The sequence below is a fragment of the Ruegeria sp. K11 genome (assembly GCF_056531905.1).
On record NZ_JBQFMP010000002.1, the window covers coordinates 201,612 to 217,593 of the forward strand.

Annotated in this window: 17 protein-coding genes and 1 other RNA gene; 11 read left to right on the forward strand and 7 right to left on the reverse strand. The window is 58.9% G+C overall.

Translation table 11 applies throughout. The features are described 5' to 3' along the window. Positions 1-117: 117 nt before the first annotated feature. Positions 118-530, forward strand: an RNA gene (gene rnpB / locus ACR0K4_RS03785) — RNase P RNA component class A. A 9-nt stretch (positions 531-539) separates the two neighbouring features. Here the strand turns inward: rnpB and ACR0K4_RS03790 are convergent. Together ACR0K4_RS03790 and ACR0K4_RS03795 are read right to left on the reverse strand one after the other, a co-directional pair. After that, positions 540-1,382, reverse strand: coding sequence for a DUF2182 domain-containing protein (locus ACR0K4_RS03790; RefSeq protein ID WP_480852874.1), 843 nt, complete (start codon positions 1,380-1,382; stop codon positions 540-542). A gap of 12 nt (positions 1,383-1,394) precedes the next feature. Next, complete coding sequence (locus ACR0K4_RS03795; protein ID WP_480852875.1) at positions 1,395-2,030, reverse strand: DUF1326 domain-containing protein; 636 nt, start codon at positions 2,028-2,030, stop codon at positions 1,395-1,397. A gap of 294 nt (positions 2,031-2,324) precedes the next feature. On the opposite strand from ACR0K4_RS03795, the gene rpmG reads away from it, so the two are divergent. Both rpmG and ACR0K4_RS03805 read left to right on the forward strand, forming a co-directional pair. Beyond that, a complete protein-coding gene (rpmG, locus tag ACR0K4_RS03800) occupies positions 2,325-2,492 on the forward strand; it encodes a 50S ribosomal protein L33 (protein ID WP_010441901.1) in 168 nt (55 codons plus the stop codon). Between the two features lie 219 nt (positions 2,493-2,711). Continuing rightward, complete coding sequence (locus ACR0K4_RS03805) at positions 2,712-3,218, forward strand: membrane lipoprotein lipid attachment site-containing protein (protein ID WP_480517234.1); 507 nt, start codon at positions 2,712-2,714, stop codon at positions 3,216-3,218. Positions 3,219-3,354: 136 nt separating this feature from the next. On the opposite strand, the gene ACR0K4_RS03810 is transcribed toward ACR0K4_RS03805, so the two are convergent. Beyond that, the gene (locus ACR0K4_RS03810; RefSeq protein WP_480852877.1) at positions 3,355-4,131 is read right to left on the reverse strand and encodes a Bax inhibitor-1/YccA family protein; all 777 of its coding nucleotides are present in this window, start codon (positions 4,129-4,131) and stop codon (positions 3,355-3,357) included. A gap of 174 nt (positions 4,132-4,305) precedes the next feature. Next, complete coding sequence (locus ACR0K4_RS03815; RefSeq protein ID WP_480517230.1) at positions 4,306-4,521, reverse strand: DUF1127 domain-containing protein; 216 nt, start codon at positions 4,519-4,521, stop codon at positions 4,306-4,308. A gap of 127 nt (positions 4,522-4,648) precedes the next feature. Here ACR0K4_RS03815 and ACR0K4_RS03820 point away from each other — a divergent pair, with 127 nt between their 5' ends. Continuing rightward, positions 4,649-5,530, forward strand: coding sequence for a LysR family transcriptional regulator (locus ACR0K4_RS03820; protein WP_480852879.1), 882 nt, complete (start codon positions 4,649-4,651; stop codon positions 5,528-5,530). Between the two features lie 6 nt (positions 5,531-5,536). On the opposite strand, the gene ACR0K4_RS03825 is transcribed toward ACR0K4_RS03820, so the two are convergent. Continuing rightward, entirely contained in the window at positions 5,537-6,493 is a 957-nt protein-coding gene (locus ACR0K4_RS03825) for an NADPH:quinone oxidoreductase family protein (protein WP_480517226.1), read from the reverse strand. A 335-nt stretch (positions 6,494-6,828) separates the two neighbouring features. On the opposite strand from ACR0K4_RS03825, the gene ACR0K4_RS03830 reads away from it, so the two are divergent. The 3 genes from ACR0K4_RS03830 (at position 6,829) to ACR0K4_RS03840 (ending at position 9,486) form a co-directional block, all read left to right on the forward strand. Then, a complete protein-coding gene (locus ACR0K4_RS03830) occupies positions 6,829-7,200 on the forward strand; it encodes a helix-turn-helix domain-containing protein (protein ID WP_480517224.1) in 372 nt (123 codons plus the stop codon). 45 nt (positions 7,201-7,245) lie between these two features. Next, positions 7,246-8,037: a histidinol-phosphatase gene (gene hisN / locus ACR0K4_RS03835; protein ID WP_480517222.1), complete on the forward strand. Its 792-nt coding sequence runs from the start codon at positions 7,246-7,248 to the stop codon at positions 8,035-8,037. Between the two features lie 114 nt (positions 8,038-8,151). Then, positions 8,152-9,486, forward strand: coding sequence for an 8-oxoguanine deaminase (locus ACR0K4_RS03840; protein WP_480852880.1), 1,335 nt, complete (start codon positions 8,152-8,154; stop codon positions 9,484-9,486). Between the two features lie 63 nt (positions 9,487-9,549). On the opposite strand, the gene guaD is transcribed toward ACR0K4_RS03840, so the two are convergent. Next, the gene (guaD, locus tag ACR0K4_RS03845) at positions 9,550-10,839 is read right to left on the reverse strand and encodes a guanine deaminase (protein ID WP_480852881.1); all 1,290 of its coding nucleotides are present in this window, start codon (positions 10,837-10,839) and stop codon (positions 9,550-9,552) included. Between the two features lie 139 nt (positions 10,840-10,978). Between guaD and mgtE the strand changes: the two genes are divergently transcribed. Beyond that, on the forward strand, positions 10,979-12,373 hold the full coding sequence (gene mgtE / locus ACR0K4_RS03850) for a magnesium transporter (protein ID WP_480852882.1): 1,395 nt from the start codon (positions 10,979-10,981) through the stop codon (positions 12,371-12,373). Beyond that, positions 12,370-12,927 (forward strand): 5-formyltetrahydrofolate cyclo-ligase, encoded by a 558-nt coding sequence (locus ACR0K4_RS03855; RefSeq protein WP_480852883.1) that lies wholly within the window; start codon positions 12,370-12,372, stop codon positions 12,925-12,927. Before mgtE ends, ACR0K4_RS03855 begins: the two co-directional genes overlap by 4 nt. 6 nt (positions 12,928-12,933) lie before the next feature. Here the strand turns inward: ACR0K4_RS03855 and ACR0K4_RS03860 are convergent, their stop codons facing one another. Beyond that, positions 12,934-13,161 carry a putative hemolysin gene (locus ACR0K4_RS03860; protein WP_480852884.1) on the reverse strand — a complete coding sequence of 76 codons (228 nt, stop codon included), beginning with the start codon at positions 13,159-13,161 and terminating at the stop codon, positions 12,934-12,936. Between the two features lie 89 nt (positions 13,162-13,250). Between ACR0K4_RS03860 and ACR0K4_RS03865 the strand changes: the two genes are divergently transcribed. Together ACR0K4_RS03865 and ACR0K4_RS03870 are read left to right on the forward strand one after the other, a co-directional pair. Then, positions 13,251-14,066: a TIGR00282 family metallophosphoesterase gene (locus ACR0K4_RS03865; RefSeq protein ID WP_480517210.1), complete on the forward strand. Its 816-nt coding sequence runs from the start codon at positions 13,251-13,253 to the stop codon at positions 14,064-14,066. 90 nt (positions 14,067-14,156) lie between these two features. Beyond that, on the forward strand, positions 14,157-15,935 hold the full coding sequence (locus tag ACR0K4_RS03870) for an SLC13 family permease (RefSeq protein ID WP_480517208.1): 1,779 nt from the start codon (positions 14,157-14,159) through the stop codon (positions 15,933-15,935). The last annotated feature ends 47 nt before the right edge of the window (positions 15,936-15,982 follow it).

Here is a 15,982-nt window from a genome sequence, read left to right on the forward strand (position 1 = left end):
TTCATCTGGCCAAAAATATCCCGGGGTTGAATTGGCCGTAGGCCAAGAAGGGGCTGGCCCCTTCCCGCCCTCTGCACCCTTGACGTCGCCGGGCACAGGGCCTACCCACGCCCACGCGCGGAGGGCCGGATGGCCGTCGGGGCTACGGCCCCGGAGGAAAGTCCGGACTCCACAGAACAACGGTGCCGGGTAACGCCCGGGCGGGGCAACCCGACGGAAAGCGCCACAGAAATCAGACCGCCCAACCAACTCGGGCAGCGCCCGACGCGGCTGGGTAAGGGTGAAACGGTGGGGTAAGAGCCCACCGCGCCGCTGGCAACAGCGGTGGCACGGCAAGCCCCACCGGGAGCAATGCCAAATAGGGTCCCCGCGCGGGCCGGTCGGCGTCAGCCGATACCGCCGCTAGGCCTGTTCTGGCCAAGAGGGACCGGGTTGGCAGCTTGAGCCGCGCAGCAATGCACGGCCCAGATGAATGGTCATCGAAGGGGGCAACCCCGGAACAGGATCCGGCTTACAGGCCCTCCGCGCATATCTGTCGATCAGGTCGGGGTCAAAACCCCACCGAAAATCACCCATGTCCCCGCAACCATCAGCCCGATTCCGGTCGTCGGAACCAGCCAGCGGGCCTGCGGCAACAGCTTCTCGAGACCGACATACAGCGCGATCCCGACAATCCACCACAGGTTCATCACACCGCCCACAAACAGCAAAAGCATCAATGCCCAGCAACAACCGAGACAATATGCACCATGCATGGCCCCCAGGCGAAATGCTCCAAAAGCCCCGGGACGGTGATGATCCGTCAAAAAGCGGGCGGGGCTGCGGCAATGACGCAAACACGCGGATTTCAGGCTGGAGAGCTGATAGAGCCCTGCCGCCAGCATTACGCCGCCAGCGAAAACCTTGGACCGGATCGTCATCATCGGGCCGTCCGACAGCCCGATCAACTCCAGCCCCCATTGACCAGCGGTTGCGAGAATGCTGAACAGAGCCCAAGCCACCAGATACCCGCTCAGAAACACAAGACTCAGGCGCGCTGCGCGATGCTTGTCCGGGCCCACCCTCTTGATCGCGGCGTATAGCAGAACCGCCGGAGCGGCACTTGGCGTCATCATCGCAATCATCATGACCCACCACATCAGGAAGATCAGTACGGCGTAGGATGCGCTCCACGACACGCCACCTGGCATTTGCATAGGGGCGCCAATCGGCCCGGCCATGCGCGTCATGTCCAGCGCGGACATGTTCATCCCCACACCCGTCACAGTATACCAGGACGCGCCCAACACGATCAGCAGAACGCAAAACAGGACGATCCGCCTGTCTTGCCGCATCAGGGTGTCGACCGCGCTGACAGACGGCTGGATGGTCTCTCTGGTCATGCTTTCAAAGCCTTAAGCGCCAAGAACGCCGTGCCTCGAGATATTGAGATGCGCCAGATGTGCGTGCGTGGCATCGAATTGCAGATCGATGGCCCCACCCTTTGTTCTTGCGGTGCCTGACGCTGATTCCGCGTGGCGATATTCAAACCCGTTGGGCAACTGGATCGAGGCTCGATGCGGCGCGCCCGTTACGATATGCGGGATCGGGTTGACCTCAAGGTCGAAAATGCCTGTCACACTGGCGTAGCCGGTGCGCTCTTCGCGGCTCCATTTCAGTTCGATGGGACGGTACAGCGTTTCGTGCTTGGTCGGCGCCATGGCGCTGTAGACAAACCAGAAAGTGGCCATCTCATCCGTATCCTTGCCGGTCATAATCGCTTCGATGGCCGCTCGTTGATCGGGGCTTGCTGCTTCGTCGATGATCAATTGCATCTGCCCGTTGCCCTCGTGAATTGGCCCCGGCCAGTGATACACCCCGGCGGCGCGCACACCTGCCAGATCTGTGTCGCCATGATGGCCGTCCTGAATATCATAGACGACTACCGCCGCGCAGTTGCCATGTGTCGGAAGAACACTGAACTGACACGGACAACCGAAATTGCAGTTGCAATTGGCCAGCTCTTCGCCGTGAATTTCCCATTCTGTCATGATTGCCCCCAGAAAAGTTCCACTTAAAACATACTGCTAAGTGATAAGCTGGCCTGAGAATTGTGCCTCGCGCATCGAGCTTGTAATCGGTCTCTTGGTAGGGTGCGCTGGGGGCAGGCTATCACGAAACCGTGATCTTGCCAAATCGGGACCCGGTGACGCGTGCTGACGTGGGCAGGAATTGTCGAGATTGGCGACCGATTCCGGTTGACTCGGGCGCGCGAGCGGGTAAAAGCGCACGCTCATAAGGATTCAACCGAAAGGCCCCTGCCTTTTCGGACGCAGGAGATAACCATGGCGAAGCCGACGACAATCAAGATCCGTCTGAACTCGACCGCGGGCACGGGCCACTTCTACGTGACCAAGAAAAACGCGCGCACCATGACCGAGAAAATGACCATTCGTAAATACGACCCGGTCGCTCGGAAACATGTCGAGTATAAAGAAGGCAAGATCAAGTAATCTACCTTCGGACATGAAATGCGAAAGGGATCTTGCCAGCGCAAGGTCCCTTTTTTCATGTGTCGTGAGGTGAGAGATATGCGCCAAATCGGCTGTCCAAGCCGATTCCGGGCGTTGCAGAGGCGCATCAGCGCGGCAGGCATTCTGCCGCCGGACGGCTTGCTTTTTTCAGCATCGTACCGCTACGCTTGAGCTAACCGTTCCAAAATGTTGATCGTCATGAAAAAAATCATCTTGCCCGCTCTCGCCGTTTTGACGTTGTCAGCCTGCGAGGATCCATTCAACCGTGAAGGCGTCGGTTTTACCGGTATTGATGGTGAGCCGCGCGTTGCAACTGACCGTAATGGCGCCGCTGCAATCCTGCCGCCCGCTACGAATATCCCTGCAGAGTTGGCCGCACTGCCCACGGTTCCTGTGACAACGGATCAGGTCGACCCCGAGAAAGTGGCCCGCGTGGCCATTGAAAACGGCGGACGTTCCGACACGGACGCCGTCTTGGTCTCCGGTCAGGATACCAGCCTGTTCCTGAGTACAGTCCGCGTGAACGGTACCTTGTATGGTGTTCTCAGAACGCCCGAAGGCGAGACCAAGGTCGACAATTCGGTCGGAGCGGCGTTTGGGCAGAACGCAGAGCAGTTTACCGGATGCCTGCCAGCGGGAGATGTGTTCCGTAAAGGATCGTCCCGGCGCAGCTCGGGCTTTGCGGTTCCTTTGAACTGTAGCTGACGATCCGATAGCTTAACCCGTCATCAGCCCCCGCCGATTGGTGGGGGCTTTTTCGTTGCTGATCAGGTGACGGTGTTCAACAAAAAAGGGCGGGTCAAAACTGACCCGCCCTTTCAGGGATATATACAAGTTCGTGTTATTCGCGGCTGCCGAACAGTTGCAGCAGGAACATGAACATGTTGATAAAGTCCAGATACAGGCTCAGCGCGCCCATGATTGCGGCTTTGCCCAGCCACTCCTGATCGCCGGAATGTGCCATCTGCAGGTACGTGGTCTTGATGTTCTGCGTGTCATAAGCCGTCAGACCTGCGAAGATCAGAACACCCAGCACCGAGATAGCGAAGGCAACTGCCGAAGATGCGATGAAGATGTTGACGATCGAAGCCACGATCAGGCCAATCACACCCATGATCAGGAATGTGCCCATCGCGGACAGATCCTTTTTGGTGGTGTAGCCGTACAGCGACAGACCGGCAAAGGCGATGGCGGTGATCAGGAACACCTGAATGATCGACTGGCCGGTGAAGACCAGGAAAATCCAGCTGATTGAAACGCCCATGACGGCAGCAAAGGTGTAGAACACGGTTTGCGCACCGGCAGCGGACAGGCGGTTGATCGCAGCGCCGAAGCCAAAGACAAAGGCCAGCGGGGCAAACATGATGACCCATTTCAGCGGCGACGCGAACAGCGAGTAGCCAAGCTGAGTCAGGTATTTACCGCCACCCAGTTCAGCAACCGCCGACGACGGATCGGTTGTTGTTGCCAGACCCGAAATGGCCCAGGCCGCGGCAAATGTAATCAGCATGCCTACGGACATCGTGCCGTAGACCTTGTTCATATGGGCGCGCAGGCCCTCATCAATCTCGGCAGCGCGCGCACCGGCCGCTGTCCGGATCGTGTCGAATTGTGCCATAAAGGGTCTCCCTCCATTATTCTGCTCTCAGCCCACTGATACGGGCTGGTTTCCTCAGCAAATATCGGAGAGTGCGCCTCGTGTTTCAAGGGTTTTACGCCTAAAACTCAGCAAAACTGTCAGTAAATTCGGCGGCTATGGCGTTCATGCCGCCGAATCGTGGACATTTGCCATTTAATACAGCTGTTTGTGCCAGTTTTCGGGGGCATCCCAAAATGGGCGGGCGGCTTCTGAGCGGGCCTGTTGGCGGGTGACACCGATGTCGTCCAATGCGCGGTCTTCAAGCTTGGCCAACTGTCGTCGTTGCCGTGCCAGACGCAAAAGTGCCCAAAGCCCCGGGCGTGCGCGGCGGGCGGCGGTGCAGCGTCTTGTGATCTCGATATGGGTCATGTGTTTTGCCCTTTCCTGAGTTATCGATGAGATATCGCGTTTCAATCAATTTCCTTGATCTATATGCGTGATGATGACATATTTTGAAAATGAATGTTTTTGAACTGTCTCATAAAGGATCGTGAAGATGCGAAATCTTGATATCACCACCTTGCGGTCCTTTGTGGCTGTGGCGGATCACGGCGGGGTTACACGGGCGGCGGGGTTTCTGCACCTGACGCAATCTGCGGTGTCCATGCAGCTCAAGCGCCTTGAAGAGCTTCTGGATCTGGAATTGCTTGATCGTAGCGGGCGGACAATCGCCTTGACCGCCGCCGGAGAGCAACTGCTGGTCTATGCCCGCCGTATGGTTGCGTTGAACGATGAGGTGATTTCGAAGCTGACCGATCAGGCCTTCGAGGGCGAGGTTGTGCTGGGGGTGCCCCATGATATCGTCTATCCGGCGGTACCGCGCGTCTTGCAACGCTTTAACGCCGATTTTCCGCGCGTCCGCGTGCAACTGGTATCGTCTTATTCCCTGCAATTGAAAGAGATGTTCAAGCGCGGCGAATGCGACCTGATCCTGACGACAGAAGCTTCGGATGGCGAGGGGGCTGAGACCGTGGCTGAATTGCCGCTGCGCTGGATCGGTGCATCGGGTGGCTCGGCCTGGCGCAAAGACCCGCTTCCGCTGGCACTGGGGCGGCGCTGTTTGTTCCGCCCGCAGGTCATCGCGGCGCTGGATGCGGCGGGCATTCCGTGGGAGCTGTCAGTGGAAACCGAAAATGACCGAACCATCGAAGCCACCGTCAGCGCAGACCTGGCTGTTCACGCCATGCTGGACGGAACCGAAGCTGCGCATCTTGAGCAGATCGATTCAAGCGGCCATTTGCCCGAGCTTCCGGCGCACAAGATCAACCTTTATGGCGCTGGCGATGGCCGGGGCGAGGTTGTCGAGGCACTGGCACAGCTTGTGCGCCAGAATTTCCGGATGCTGGGCACCCCTCCGCTCAAGGCGGTTGCGGGGTGATCGGGTCTACATCGTGATCACGATCTTGCCGGTAGATTTCCGCGCCCGTAGCAGTTCAAGCCCCTGTGCGACGTCGGACAGGGGCAGGGTGTGGCTAATGTGCGGTTTGATCCGGCCCTCGACATGCCAGCGAAACAGGGTTTCAAAGCTGTCACGTACGACCTCGGGCCGGAAGGTGAGATACCCTCCGATGTAGAACCCGATCACCGTTAGATTCTTGACCAGCAGATGATTGGCAGGGATTTGCGGGACGTCGCCACCGGCAAACCCGATCGGCAGCAGCCGGCCTTCGGGGTTGGTCGCGCGGAAGGCAGCCTTGAACACGTCGCCGCCAATTGCGTCATACACCACATCCGCGCCGCCCAGCGATAACACGCGGTCCCGCAGGTCATCTTGCGCGTCAATCAGGTGATCTGCTCCAGCCTGCTGAGCGACAGCCAGCTTTTCAGGCCCGCGCGCCTGGGCAATGACTGTTGCACCCATCAATTTACCGATTTCGACAGCCGTCAGGCCAACACCCCCCGCAGCCCCCGTCACCAGTAGAGTTTCGCCGGGTTGTAAACGGGCGCGGTGGTCCAGCGCAATATGGCTGGTACCATAGGCGATCTGAATGGACGCGGCGTCCTCAAAACTCATCGATTCGGGGATCGGAATAACCCGGTCACCATCAAAAACACCGTACTCCGCCAGCCCGCCCTGACCGGAATAGACCGCAACCCGGTCGCCTGGACTGATATGAGTAACGGCCGCGCCGACCTCATCGACGATCCCGGCAACTTCCATCCCCAGTGTGAACGGCGCCTCGGGCGTGTCCTGATAGGTTCCTTTCTGCATCAGCAAGTCCGCAAAGTTCAGGCCACAGGCCCGAATTTGCAGGCGCACCTGATCCGGACCCGTCGGGGGCAGGTCGACAGAACGCAGGTCGGGGGCGACCCCTTTGGCTGATACGCGATAGGCCTGCATGTGGCTCTCCGGATTTTTGGGTATTGGTGAACGGGTGTCCCGTGTTGTCAATTCCCGGTCAGGGTTCCGTAAGGTCATCTTTCAAAGGGGATACGCGAATCCTGAATGTATAGCTGCATAAAGCAGCATATTTCAGCACAACCGCAATCCAATGCCGCCCACAACCGATTCAACCCGCTTGAAAAAATTATTATTTGCGGCAATAGTAGCCCATGGTGCTGTTCGGGGGAGGCACGATCCGAAGTTAGGGAGTTCTTAAGCAGCAACCCGCTAGCCTGGCGGTGATGGCTGCTGTCGCGTTCCCGAACAGTTGTTTGTGTTAAAGGAGATCACCAATGACTCATCACGTCGATGTTCATGTGGGCAAACGCGTCCGGCATCGCCGCTGGCTGATTGGCATGACCCAACAGCAGCTGGCGCAGCAAGTTGGTATCAAGTTTCAACAGATTCAGAAATACGAAACAGGTGCCAACCGGATCAGCGCGTCTCGCCTTTGGGACATCGCCGAAGCATTGGACGTTCCGGTCAGCTTCTTTTTCGAAGGTCTGGAAGAAACGGAAAAGTCCGACTCGGACAAAAAATCCGTGCCCGCAGATTTGATGGGCGACAAAGAGGCACTGGATCTTGTCCGCTCTTATTACGCGATTCCCGAGAACCAGCGCCGCCGCCTGTTCGAACTGGCGCGTGTTCTCAGTGACGTCGCCTGATCGAATCGGCTTGACACAGCAGGGCTGGGATCGCACGGGTTGCCTATGCAAAATGCCCCTCTGACCGATTTGGAAGTTGCAGAAGAAATGGCCGACGCGGCGCGTGCGGCCATTCTTCCTTTTTTTCGCCAATCAAACCTGGCAACAGACAACAAACTGGAAACCGGCTTTGATCCGGTAACCGTGGCGGATCGCGATGCCGAACAAGCCATGCGTGCCGTTCTGGCCCGTCACCGGCCCGAGGACGGGATTCTGGGCGAGGAATTCGGCCAGACAGAAGGAATCAGTGGACGTGTCTGGGTCTTGGATCCCATTGACGGCACGCGTGGTTTCATCAGCGGGACACCAACATGGGGCGTCCTGATCGCGTTGGGTGACGCATCCGGCCCGTTTCTGGGTGTGATTGACCAGCCCTATATTGGCGAACGTTTTGTGGGGCAAGACGGGCAAGCCTTCGCCGTTGGCCCTCATGGGCGCAACACTCTGACCACGCGAGCCACAGAGTCTCTGAACCAAGCCATTGTTTTCACCACGTTTCCAGAGGTTGGCTCTCAGGCCGAGGGCGACGGGTTTCGCGCTGTGTCACAGCAAGCAAAACTGACCCGATACGGTATGGATTGCTATGCTTATGCCTTGTTGGCGGCAGGGCAGGTTGATCTTGTAATCGAAGCTGGTCTGAAGGCCTACGACATCCAGGCCCCTATCGCTGTCATCCAGGCGGCAGGCGGCATTGTTACCGATTGGCAGGGCAACCCGACGCATGAGGGCGGGCGCGTGCTGGCCGCCGCAAATGCCGCGCTCCACGCAGAGGCGCTGAACATCCTGCAGCGCTATTGACCCGGTTGCTCTGATGCGCGCTCTGTCCTAGTCTCAACCCGGCTGGTTCTTGAGCCCGTTTTCCACCAGCCGAACACTCCATGCATGAGGCGGGCAGTTGCAGGAGTGGTTGATATGCCTGAAATACTGATCAAAAACGCCGACGTCATTCTGACCATGGATGATACGCGGCAGGAACTTGCAGGGGCTGACCTGTTGATCCGCGAAGGCCAGATTGCCCGGATCGGGCAGGGGCTGACGACAGATGGCATTGTGCATGATGCCGCGGGTTGTGTGGTGACACCGGGGCTAGTGAACACCCACCACCATCTTTATCAGACCCTGACGCGGGCGGTTCCAGGCGGGCAGGACGCCCTGCTGTTCGGGTGGTTGAAAACGCTTTATCCGATATGGGCGCGTTTTGGCCCGGAAGAGATTTTCGTGTCGGCCCAGATCGGTCTGGCCGAGCTTGCGCTGTCGGGATGCACGCTCAGCTCGGACCATCTGTACCTTTATCCCAATGGCGCAAGGCTGGAGGACACAATCGCCGCAGCCGCCGAGATTGGATTGCGCTTTCATCCCACAAGGGGTGCGATGAGCATCGGAGAAAGCGACGGAGGCCTGCCACCGGATTCACTGGTTGAGCGGGAAGAGACGATCCTCGAAGACATGATCCGCGTGGTCGACGCGTTTCACGACCCGTCCGAAGGGGCGATGTGCCGGGTCGGGCTTGCACCCTGTTCGCCGTTTTCGGTCAGCCGGGATTTGATGCGCGATACCGCTTTGCTGGCACGCGACAAAGGCGTGATGCTTCACGCACATCTGGCCGAAAACGACGAAGATATCGCATATTCTAACGCCCGGTTTGGCTGCCGCCCGGGGCAATATGCCGAAGATCTGGGGTGGACGGGCTCAGATGTCTGGCACGCCCATTGTGTCAAACTCGACGGGGTCGAGATTGATCTTTTTGCCCGTTCTCAAACTGGTGTTGCGCATTGTCCCTGTTCGAATTGCCGGCTGGGATCGGGAATCGCGCCCGTTCGGGCGATGCGGGATCGTGGTGTGACGGTTGGTCTGGGCGCGGATGGCTCGGCCAGCAACGATAACGGTTCTCTGATCCTCGAAGCACGCCAAGCGATGCTTCTGCAGCGTGTGGCGAACGGTGCCGATGCCATGTCGTCGCGCGAAGCGCTCGAGATTGCGACCCGAGGCGGCGCCGATGTGCTGAACCGACCTGATTGCGGCAGGCTGGAACCCGGAAAACGCGCCGATATTGCCGTTTGGGATGTACGCAGCATCGAAAGCGCAGGCAGCTGGGATAAGGCAGCGCTGCTTTTGGCGGGCCCGATGCGGGTCAAGCACCTGTTTGTCGAAGGCTGTCAGATCGTCAGCGACGGCCATATCACAACGCTGGACCTGCCAAAGCTGATCGAACGTCAAACCAAACTGGCCAGGGCTTTGCAAAGCTGACCTGCGCCCTTCTTCTGTTCAAAAATACCTCCGCCGGAGGCATGCGCCGCAAGGCGCATTCCTTTAACCGTGAACGCGGTTGCCGCCAATCCAGACCTCGGAAATCGCGCGATCGTCGCCCATCATTATGGTCGGGAATATCGCTTCCCACACATCTTCTGCGCAGGCTTCACGCTGGGCAATCGCGGGGGTCGAGGCAAGGTCCAATACCACCAGATCTGCCTCCATCCCCGGAACCGCGTTGCCGATGCAATCATCCATTCGCAACGATCGTGCCGATCCCACGGTACCAAGCCACAGCAATTGTGCCGCGTGTAACGGCGCTCCGCGCAATTGTCCGATCTCATACGCTGCCGCCATTGTCCGCAGCATCGAGAAACTGGAGCCTCCGCCCGTGTCGGTCGCCAATCCGACCCGGTGCCCGTCCTGAACCAATCCGGTCATGTCAAACAGGCCCGAGCCGATGAAGGTATTCGAGGTCGGGCAATGGATCAGTGCCGCATCCATCTCGCGCAGGCGGTCGCGTTCCCGAGATTCCAGATGGATGACATGACCATATACGCCGTTTGACCGCAAAAGACCGAACTTCTCGTAAGTGTCCAGATAGTCCCGCGCATCCGGAAACAGCTCTCGCACCCAGGCGATTTCATCTGTTTGCTCGCTCAGATGGGTCTGCATCAGGCAATGCGGATACTCGGCCCAGAGTGCACCCATTGCCTCAAGCTGCTCAGGTGTGGAGGTGGGCGAAAAGCGCGGCGTAATCGCATAGGACAGCCGGTCGGTCCCGTGCCATTTCTCCAACAGGGCCAGTGATTGGTCATAGGCCGATTGGGAGGTATCGCGTAGCCCTTCGGGCGCGTTGCGGTCCATGCAGGTCTTGCCAGCAACCACGCGTTGGTTGCGCTGCTGTGCGGCCTCGAAAAAGGCATCCACGCTTTCGGGATGGATGGTGCAGAAACTGCACATCGTCGTGGTGCCATGCGCCGCTGTCAGGTTCAGATAGCGGTTGGCAATCTCTGAGGCATAGTCGCGATCCCCGAATTTCATCTCTTCGGGGAACGTATAGGTGTTCAGCCAGTCAATCAGCCGCTTGCCCCAGCTGGCGATCATGGCGGTCTGCGGGTAGTGCACATGCGCGTCCACGAACCCGGCCATGATGATGTGCTGACCATGATCTACCACATCTGCGCCGGGATTCGCCTTGCCCAGACCGTCCGCATCACCAACCGCCGAGATGCGTCCGCCTTCGATCAGAACCGCTTCGCTAAAAGTGACCGCCTCGGTCGGCTCTCCTTCGAACGGAGAACCGTTGAAACTCAGGACGCGCCCTTTCAGAAGCGTTTTTTGCGCCATTTTCTGTCATCTCCGCCTGTATGGGACTTTGAAACAGCATAAGGGGGCGGAACTTGTCGGTAAATCGCCGAATTGTCATTGTTTTCCGGTAGCTGCTTCTTCTAATTAGTGGTCAATGACGGAATGAACGGGGGCAGATATGACGACAGGCTTTGATGAACCCGTGACCGAAGCACCCAATGAAGACGACGTTTATGCGCTGGACCGAAAGACCGTAGCGGCCATTCTTTACGCGGTCGACATTGATGACCGCGATAAGCTGAACGAGCTGATGGAGCCGTTGCACCCGGCCGACATCGCCGACCTTCTGGAACAGATCAACCCATTTGACCGGTCGCGCCTGATCCGCCTTTACGACAAGGAATTCGATGGCGATATCCTGTCGGAATTGGATGAGGCCGTTCGGGAAGAGGTCATCAACGTCCTGCGCCCCGATGTTCTGGCCGAAGCCGTGCGCGAAATGGAAAGCGACGATGTCGTCGACCTGCTGGAAGATCTGGAAGAACCACAGCAAGAGGCGATTCTGGACGTTCTGGAGGATTCCGAGCGGATCGCTGCGGAGCAGGCACTGTCTTACCCGGAAAACTCGGCCGGTCGCCTCATGCAGCGCGAGGTCGTCATGGCGCCCGAACATTGGTCGGTGGGGCAGGCCATCGACTTCATGCGCGCCAATGAAGATTTGCCCGAGCAGTTTTATCACATTATCCTTGTTGATCCGAGGTTGAAACCTGTCGCTCAGGTTGCGCTGGGCAAGCTGATGGCGGCGCGGCGGCAAACGCTGTTGCGTGCTATCGCGGAAGAGGAATTTCACACCATCCCCGTCGATCAGGACGAAGAAGATGTGGCCTATGCTTTCAACCAATATCACCTGATCTCGGCCCCCGTCGTGGATGCAGACGGGCGGCTGGTCGGTGTGATCACCATTGACGATGCCATGGTGGTTCTGGACGAAGAGCACGAAGAAGACATCCTGCGGCTGGCCGGGGTCAGTGACGAAAGCTCGCTGTCCGACAGCGTCGCCGCCACCAGCAGACGGCGTTTGCCCTGGCTTGCGGTGAACCTGTGTACGGCGATATGTGCCTCGCTGGTGATCTCGCAGTTCGAGGCGGCGATTGATCAGCTTGTGGCATTGGCCATCCTGATGCCGATTGTGGCCTCGATGGGGGGTAATGCGGGCACGCAATCGCTGACGGTGGCCGTGCGGGCGCTGGCCACGCGTGATCTGACGGAGTCGAACGTGATGCGCGTGATCCGGCGGGAATTGCTGGTCGGAATGCTAAACGGGCTGTGTTTCGCCATTGTTCTGGGGACGGTGGGGATGCTGTGGTTCGATTCTCCGTTACTGGGGGTCGTGATCGGAACAGCCTTGGTCGTGAATATGATCATCGCGGGCTTTGCAGGTACGGTAGTACCGGTTGTGCTGGACCGTTTGGGCGTTGACCCTGCGCTGGCATCGGGAACCTTTGTGACAACCACAACGGATGTCATGGGGTTCTTCATCTTTCTGGGGCTTGCCAGCGTGGTGCTACTGTGACCGATCTGACTGAAATCAAGGCCGCCGCACGCAAGTTGGCGTTTGCGCGCCGCAAGACCGCCTTTGACGCGCGCCTGCCCGGCGCTGCCGGGCGTCTGTCCGAAGTTCTGGCAGGCCATCGGGGCGTGCCATTGTCGGGCTATATGCCGATCCGAACCGAAATTGACCCGCTGCCTGCGATGGCCGAAGCCTCGGCGTACGGACCGGTCGGCGTTCCGGTCATTCAGGCCGCAGGACAACCGTTGAAATTCTCGCGCTGGTCTCCCGAAGGATTGCTGAAAGATGGCCCCTTCGGTGCAAAGGTGCCCGAGGTCGATGATTATTTCGACCCTGAAATTCTGATCGTTCCGCTTGTCGCGTTTGATGCGAAGGGTGGGCGACTTGGGTATGGGGGTGGATTTTACGACCGCACGCTGGAAAGGTTGCGTGCCATACGTCCGACATTGGCCATCGGCTTTGCCTTTGACGCGCAGGAGGCGGACGACCTGCCACTGGAACCCACGGATCAACCACTGGACATGGTGATTACCGAAAGCCGGGTTATGACCTTTTAGCGATGATCAGCCGGTGTGGTTCTCGCGGAAATAGTCCCAGGCATCGACGTTGCGACCGTCCGGTAAGGTGCAAACGCCCGTCTGCCCGTCGGCGCCATCACGGATTTCGTAGGTGCCGCCGCTTTCGACGCAGAAAGTGGCCGCCGGGTTGGCGAGTTCAGTGGATTGTTCGGGCACCGGATCACATGCAGCCAGAAGGGGCAGTGCGGCGGCGGGTAGTATGAAACGGTGCATGAAACTCTCCTTTGGGAAACACTTTTGACGGTTTATGAACCGAGTTTAATCACTTGTGCTTGTCTGGCGCCACACTTAGGACGGATTGCATGAGAATACTATTTCTGGGTGACGTCATGGGCCGCGCGGGACGTGCGGCCGTTCAGCAGCATCTGCCGCGTCTGCGCGACGAATGGCGTCTGGATTTTGTTGTGATCAATGGCGAGAACGCGTCGAACGGGATGGGGTTGACCGGCGATCACGCCAAACTGTTGCTGGATGCCGGGGCCGACTGTCTGACATTGGGCGATCATGCGTTCGACCAGAAAGATATGTTGCAGTTCATCGAATCCGAGCCGCGCATCGTGCGCCCCGTGAACTTTGCCAAGGGCGCGCCGGGGCGAGGGCATCGCCTGTATACCGCACCGGGCGGGCGCAAGATTCTGGTGGTTCAGGTGCTGGGGCAAGTGTTCATGAAACGGCCCTTTGACGATCCGTTTTCCGCCATTGAGCCGATCCTGAAATCCCATCCTCGTGGCGGGCAGGCCCAGGCCATCCTTGTCGATATGCATTGCGAGGCAACCTCGGAGAAAATGGCCATGGGCCACTACTGCGACAAGCGCGCCAGCCTTGTCGTTGGAACGCATACGCATGTGCCAACCGCAGATGCGCAGATTCTGCCCGGAGGTACAGCCTATCTGACCGATGCCGGGATGTGCGGCGATTACGACTCGGTCATCGGCATGGACAAGGTCGAGCCGATGCGCCGCTTTATCACCGGAATGCCCAAGGCGCGGTTCACGCCGGCAAATGGTGAGGCGACGCTGAGCGGTGTCTTCGTTGAGACCGATGATCGCACCGGACAGGCCAAATCTGTGCAAATGATACGCGTTGGCGGGCGTTTGCAGCAGGCCGGCCCGCTGTAAGGTGATGTCGGGCTTGCTCTGCCGCGTGCAATGCGTGAAACTGCCTGTCGGGCGCGTGTGCCAGGCCAGGGTTCGGACAGAATACCAAGAATGCAATTCCTTCAACTGACAGAAACCGGCAGCGCGATTTTGGCGCTGATGATCGTCGCGGGCATGTTCATCATGTTCCTGCGCGAGGTTTACCCGACCGAGGTTGTGGCTATTGGCGGTGTCGCCCTGATGCTGGTGACCGGCATCCTGCCGTATCAAGACGCTCTGACAGTCCTGTCGAATCCGGCGCCATGGACCATTGCCGCGATGTTCATCATCATGGGCGCTTTGGTGCGGACCGGAGCGCTTGATGCCTTCACCTCGACCGCGCAGAAGCAGGCGCAGGTCAACCCGCGCATCGCCATCGGCCTGTTGATGGGGTTCGTGGTTCTGGCGTCTGCGGTTGTATCCAATACACCGGTTGTGGTGGTGATGATTCCGGTTTTCGTGCAAATCGCGCGCACTCTGAATGTTCCTGCCTCAAAGCTGCTGATCCCGCTCAGCTACGCGGCCATTCTGGGCGGCACGCTGACCCTGATCGGGACCTCGACGAACCTGCTGGTGGACGGTGTGGCCCGCGCGCAGGGCATGACGCCATTCACGATTTTCGAGGTCACGCCTCTGGGTATCGCACTGGTGATTTATGGCATGGTCTATCTGCGTTACATCGCGCCGCGCCTGCTGCCCGACCGGGACAGCATGGCCACCTTGCTCAGCGACCGCTCCAAGATGAAGTTCTTTACCGAGGCCGTGATTCCACCGGAAAGCAACCTGATCGGGCGCGAGGTGACAGGGGTGCAGTTGTTCAAACGCCCCGGCGTGCGGTTGATTGACGTGATCCGGGGCGATGAATCGCTGCGCCGCAACCTGAAAGGTGTGGAACTTCAACTTGGGGACCGCGTCGTTCTGCGCACCGAGATGACCGAATTGCTGAGCCTGCAAAGCAATAAAGAGCTCAAGCGCGTCGATCAGGTTTCGGCGGTCGAGACCAAGACGGTCGAGGTTCTGATCACGCCGGGGTGTCGGATGGTCGGGCGCTCGCTGGGTACAATGCGCCTGCGCCGCCGCTATGGCGTGTATGTGCTGGCCGTGCATCGGCGGAACCAGAATATCGGGCGGCAACTGGATGCACTGGTCGTGCGCGTGGGTGATACCTTACTGCTCGAAGGGTCTCCTGCCGACATTCAGAAATTGGCAGCGGATATGGAAATGGTTGATGTGACACAGCCGTCAGCCCGTGCCTTTCGTCGCAGCCACGCCCCGGTTGCCATCGGTGCGCTTGTTGGGATCGTTGCGCTGGCGGCCATGGGTGTGGCCCCGATCCTGCTGTTGTCGGTGCTGGCGGTGGCTGTGGTGCTGTTGACCCGCTGCATTGATGCCGATGAGGCGTTTTCCTTTGTCGAAGGCCGCTTGCTGGCGCTGATCTTTTCGATGCTGGCCATCGGAGCGGCGCTGGATAAATCGGGCGCGGTGTCGCTGATTGTCGAGGCCATAGCACCGGGTCTCAGCGTCTTGCCACCCTTCCTGATCATCTGGGCGGTGTACCTGTTGACCTCGGTTCTGACCGAGCTTGTGTCGAACAACGCCGTGGCTGTGGTTGTCACGCCCATCGCCATCGGATTGGCGCAGGCTGTCGGGATCGATCCGCGACCGTTGGTCGTGGCGGTGATGGTGGCCGCGTCGGCCTCGTTTGCGACGCCGATCGGGTATCAGACGAACATGATGGTATACGGCCCCGGAGGGTACAGATTTACGGATTTCCTCAAGGTGGGCGTGCCGTTGAATCTGACAGTGGGACTGTTGGCCTCATTGTTGATCCCGCTGATCTGGCCGCTGTAGCGGCTGGCACGAATTTGCCGACACGGGATTTGGGGGGCTTGTAAATG

Excerpts from the sequence above, each read along its gene's own strand:
- ACR0K4_RS03840 (WP_480852880.1), top strand. The coding sequence starts at position 8,152 with ATGCCTGAAATACTGATCAAAAACGCCGACGTCATTCTGACCATGGAT.
- rpmG (WP_010441901.1), top strand. The coding sequence starts at position 2,325 with ATGGCGAAGCCGACGACAATCAAGATCCGTCTGAACTCGACCGCGGGC.
- ACR0K4_RS03790 (WP_480852874.1), bottom strand. The coding sequence starts at position 1,382 with ATGACCAGAGAGACCATCCAGCCGTCTGTCAGCGCGGTCGACACCCTG.
- guaD (WP_480852881.1), bottom strand. The coding sequence starts at position 10,839 with ATGGCGCAAAAAACGCTTCTGAAAGGGCGCGTCCTGAGTTTCAACGGT.
- ACR0K4_RS03805 (WP_480517234.1), top strand. The coding sequence starts at position 2,712 with ATGAAAAAAATCATCTTGCCCGCTCTCGCCGTTTTGACGTTGTCAGCC.
- ACR0K4_RS03865 (WP_480517210.1), top strand. The coding sequence starts at position 13,251 with ATGAGAATACTATTTCTGGGTGACGTCATGGGCCGCGCGGGACGTGCG.
- ACR0K4_RS03825 (WP_480517226.1), bottom strand. The coding sequence starts at position 6,493 with ATGCAGGCCTATCGCGTATCAGCCAAAGGGGTCGCCCCCGACCTGCGT.
- ACR0K4_RS03820 (WP_480852879.1), top strand. The coding sequence starts at position 4,649 with ATGCGAAATCTTGATATCACCACCTTGCGGTCCTTTGTGGCTGTGGCG.
- ACR0K4_RS03860 (WP_480852884.1), bottom strand. The coding sequence starts at position 13,161 with ATGCACCGTTTCATACTACCCGCCGCCGCACTGCCCCTTCTGGCTGCA.
- ACR0K4_RS03830 (WP_480517224.1), top strand. The coding sequence starts at position 6,829 with ATGACTCATCACGTCGATGTTCATGTGGGCAAACGCGTCCGGCATCGC.
- ACR0K4_RS03810 (WP_480852877.1), bottom strand. The coding sequence starts at position 4,131 with ATGGCACAATTCGACACGATCCGGACAGCGGCCGGTGCGCGCGCTGCC.
- ACR0K4_RS03795 (WP_480852875.1), bottom strand. The coding sequence starts at position 2,030 with ATGACAGAATGGGAAATTCACGGCGAAGAGCTGGCCAATTGCAACTGC.
- ACR0K4_RS03870 (WP_480517208.1), top strand. The coding sequence starts at position 14,157 with ATGCAATTCCTTCAACTGACAGAAACCGGCAGCGCGATTTTGGCGCTG.
- mgtE (WP_480852882.1), top strand. The coding sequence starts at position 10,979 with ATGACGACAGGCTTTGATGAACCCGTGACCGAAGCACCCAATGAAGAC.
- hisN (WP_480517222.1), top strand. The coding sequence starts at position 7,246 with ATGCAAAATGCCCCTCTGACCGATTTGGAAGTTGCAGAAGAAATGGCC.
- ACR0K4_RS03815 (WP_480517230.1), bottom strand. The coding sequence starts at position 4,521 with ATGACCCATATCGAGATCACAAGACGCTGCACCGCCGCCCGCCGCGCA.